This window comes from Alcanivorax sp. HI0083 (assembly GCF_001635175.1).
In genome coordinates this window covers 1-3,363 of sequence record NZ_LWFX01000902.1, presented here as the reverse complement: position 1 = coordinate 3,363, position 3,363 = coordinate 1, and the positions used below count along the sequence as shown (strand labels likewise).

Annotated in this window: 5 protein-coding genes; 4 read left to right on the top strand and 1 reads right to left on the bottom strand. The window is 56.9% G+C overall.

Going from position 1 to position 3,363, the window contains the following annotated elements; translation table 11 throughout:
* The first annotated feature begins 173 nt into the window (after nt 1-173).
* From A3754_RS08995 to A3754_RS08985, 3 genes are all read left to right on the top strand, one after another.
* Nucleotides 174-989 (top strand): YbaY family lipoprotein, encoded by an 816-nt coding sequence (locus tag A3754_RS08995; protein ID WP_082872528.1) that lies wholly within the window; start codon nt 174-176, stop codon nt 987-989.
* Between the two features lie 72 nt (nt 990-1,061).
* On the top strand, nt 1,062-1,433 hold the full coding sequence (locus tag A3754_RS28845) for a DUF3302 domain-containing protein (RefSeq protein WP_197468585.1): 372 nt from the start codon (nt 1,062-1,064) through the stop codon (nt 1,431-1,433).
* Complete coding sequence (locus A3754_RS08985; protein WP_063519395.1) at nt 1,433-2,560, top strand: HlyD family secretion protein; 1,128 nt, start codon at nt 1,433-1,435, stop codon at nt 2,558-2,560. The genes A3754_RS28845 and A3754_RS08985 overlap by 1 nt, the downstream gene beginning before the upstream one ends.
* On the opposite strand, the gene A3754_RS08980 is transcribed toward A3754_RS08985, so the two are convergent.
* Entirely contained in the window at nt 2,554-2,838 is a 285-nt protein-coding gene (locus A3754_RS08980; RefSeq protein ID WP_063519394.1) for a hypothetical protein, read from the bottom strand. The two genes, A3754_RS08985 and A3754_RS08980, sit on opposite strands and share 7 nt — an antisense overlap.
* A gap of 180 nt (nt 2,839-3,018) precedes the next feature.
* Here A3754_RS08980 and A3754_RS08975 point away from each other — a divergent pair.
* Nucleotides 3,019-3,363: YigZ family protein (locus A3754_RS08975; RefSeq protein ID WP_231880563.1), on the top strand; the 345-nt coding region annotated here is incomplete at its 3' end.

Sequence of the window (3,363 nt, the reverse complement as noted above, 5' to 3'; positions counted from 1 at the left end):
TGACCGTCTAGCTTAAAAACGCCTGCCTAGCGGAGGCGTTTTCAATAAAGCGTAAAAAGAAGCAGCCTGAGGGCTGCTTTTTTGTGTTCTCTTCGTTTTACTGGTGTGAGATGCGGCGGAACCGGTCTTTTGTCGCTGAGTCTGATGATATTCCCTAACGAGAGGACGCGCTCATGACAACCAGGACCCATGCTATTTTTCCTTCATTGATGCTGGGGGCTGTTTTGGCCCTTGTCGGTTGTGATCAGCCAGAACCGGATGCCCCGGATTTGCCGGATGATCAAGCGAAACAGGAAAACGCCCAGCAGCGCGTGCTCGCCGGGAAGGTGATGTATCGCGAGCGCATGGCAATGCCGCCGGAAGCAACCGTCACGGTAACGTTGGCAGATGTATCCCGGATGGATGCCCCGGCCAGAATGATCGCGGAACAACATATTGATAACCCGGGAAATGTGCCGGTGCCTTTCGCGTTGCGCTATGACAAGTCCTTCGCCGATAACGATCATCCGATGGCATATGCAGTGCGTGCCGAGATTCGTGATGGTAATGGGCGTTTGCTCTGGACGACGACTCAGCGGCACACGGTGGAGCTGGGCGACAAGGAAGCGAACCAGAATATGACAATCATGCTGGAGCGTGTTGCAAACGAGGCGCCGGCCCAACCCGTCACCGGGAAGGCGCAAGCCAAAGCCGGCGGGGCCAGCTTCTGGGCGGTCGGTAACGAACCCGGCTGGCACCTGGCGGTTTATCCGGAGAAGCGGTTGGTCTTTGTGTGGGACTACGGTAATAACAGCATGACGACCCCGAACCCGGGCGCCAAGACCGAAGGGACGGAAACCATTTATATGGCGAGCAGCGAGGCCGGTTCCCTGAAAGTGGAAATCAGCGAGCAGGACTGTGAAGACGTGATGAGCGGTGAAGCCTTTCCCTATCAGGTGAAAGTGACCCGCAACAGCACCTTGTACAGCGGTTGTGGCCAGGATCTATAACCCGGATTTCTGCTAGCATTAACACGGGTGGCCGGAAGGGGCCGCGTTCATAACGAAAAAAGGATGGCCGGAATGTTGAGTTACGTGGCCCTTGGCCTGCTGGTTTTTGTAGGGCTGGTGCTGTTTTACGGCATCATCGCTATTCACGATATCCCATACGAAATTTCGAAAAGTCGTAATCATCCACATCAGGACGCGATCCATGTCGCCGGGTGGGTGAGCTTGTTTACGTTACATGTGCTGTGGCCGTTCCTGTGGATCTGGGCCACCCTGTATCGGCCTGAGCGTGGCTGGGGCTTCCAGGAGGTTAAGCAACAACAAGCGACGGATGAATCGCGTATTTCCGCACTTCAGGAAAAACTGGACGACCAGGCCGAGCGGCTAACCCTGCTAGAACAGGCAGTGGCAGAGAAGAGTCTCCAGAACGGGGAGGGCAGTCTCTAATGGAAACCCTGTTACTGCTGACCTATGCCGCTATCTGTATTTTTATCTTCAAGGTATTCAAGGTTCCGCTGACCAAGTGGACGGTCCCCACAGCTGTATTGGGCGGGATCGTGCTGGTGGGCGGGCTGGTGCTGCTGATGAATTATAACCACCCGTTCACCAACAAGGTCCGCCAGGTGTATGTGGTGACACCGCTTGTCTCTGAGGTGCGGGCACGGGTGCTTGAAGTTCCGGTGAAAGCCAACACCCGGGTGAAGCAGGGCGAGCCGCTGGTGGTGCTGGACAGTACCCGCTTTGAAGCCAGGGTGGCGCAGCTGGAAGCGCAATTGGCGGATATGGGGCAACTGGCTCAGGGGAATGTGGCGGCAGTGGCGCAGGCCCGGGCGAAAGTTGCCCAGGCAACCGCAAAACGGGACCAGGCTGTGCGTACTCTGCGGCGCTACGAGGGAGCGGCCTCCGCATTCAGCAAGCAACAGATTGATACCCAGCGTGAACGTGTCGTTGCCACCAATGCCGATCTTGATGCGACGAAAGCAGCGCTAGCCAAGGCTGAGACGGAACTGAGCGGAGAAGTGGACGGTGATGATCCCTCTGTAGCCGCGGTTAAAGCGCAGCTGGAAGAGGCCCGGTTCAATCTTGAGAACACCATTATCAGGGCGCCTACCGATGGCTTTGTCACGCAATTGGCGGTGTTGCCGGGGATGATGGCGGTGCCTCTGCCCCTGAAACCACTGGCCAACTTCGTTAGTGATCAGGAGCGTCGTTTTGTTGCGGCGTTTCGACAGCAATCCCTGTTGCGGCTGAAACCCGGGTATGAGGCAGAGCTGACGTTTACCTCCCTGCCGGGGCAGGTCTTTAGTGCCAAGCTGATTGAAGTGCTACCCACTATTGCCGAATCCCAGCTGGCGGCAGGGCAACAGCTTGTTGGTGGGGAAGCTTTTCAGCGTATGGATAATGAAACACTGACGGTGATTGAAATCGAGAAAAGCGATGCGGTGGATTCCCTTCCACTGGGGGTCAGTGCCCAGGCTGCGGTTTATTCAGATCATGTTCATCATGTGGCGGTTATGCGTCAGATTCTGCTGAGAATGATGAGCTGGCAGCATTACCTCTATCTGGATCACTGACGCTGGTCGTCACAGTCCTCTGATGTTTCAGCGCGGGCGGCCTTTGGGTCGCCCGTTTGCGTTGCGGGGGCAAGCAAGTGGTAGATAAACCGGCCCACTCCTAACCAGAGCAGCAAACTGAGGGCCAGAAAGAACAGGCTGCCATCGTTGTAGTGAGCGAGGGCCAGTGGGCCGAACACCACACCGCTGACCAGCAGAGCCATGAAGATAGCTAATTGTTGGCGGCGGCGCAGGCTGTCCGGTCGATTGTCTGATTGATTGTGTGAGCGCATGGGCATGGTAATGAGAGGTTCGGTCGCAGAGGCAATTACCTTACCATAAGGCCCTGTGTCCTATCTGTCCCGGAGGCTGCCATCGACGGTTACCCTGTCCCAGCATCGCCGATTGACCGCGAAATCATCATTAATAAAAGCCGCTTTATTACCTGGCTGCGACCGGTTCGCAATCGTGAGCAGGCCATGGCGGTTGTCGATGAGGCCCGTCAGCAGTATCCGGATGCGTCCCACCATTGTTACGCCTATTTGCTGGGTCGTCCTGCCTCGGCCCAGGCTGCAATGAATGACGATGGCGAGCCTTCCGGAACGGCGGGGAAGCCTATTTTCAATGTCATTCAGCACAAGGGCATGAGCGACGTACTGGTGGTGGTGATCCGTTATTTTGGTGGGGTGAAGCTGGGGGCGGGGGGGCTGGTGCGTGCTTATGCCGCAGCGGCAGAGTCGGTGCTGTCAGCGGTAGAACGGGTGGAGCATACCCCCCAGGTGACGTTAACGCTGGCGGTGCCGTTTGCGCTGGAACAGCGGATC

Coding starts and splice junctions, on each gene's coding strand:
- A3754_RS08995 (WP_082872528.1), top strand. CDS start 174: ATGACAACCAGGACCCATGCTATTTTTCCTTCATTGATGCTGGGGGCT.
- A3754_RS28845 (WP_197468585.1), top strand. CDS start 1,062: ATGTTGAGTTACGTGGCCCTTGGCCTGCTGGTTTTTGTAGGGCTGGTG.
- A3754_RS08985 (WP_063519395.1), top strand. CDS start 1,433: ATGGAAACCCTGTTACTGCTGACCTATGCCGCTATCTGTATTTTTATC.
- A3754_RS08980 (WP_063519394.1), bottom strand. CDS start 2,838: ATGCCCATGCGCTCACACAATCAATCAGACAATCGACCGGACAGCCTG.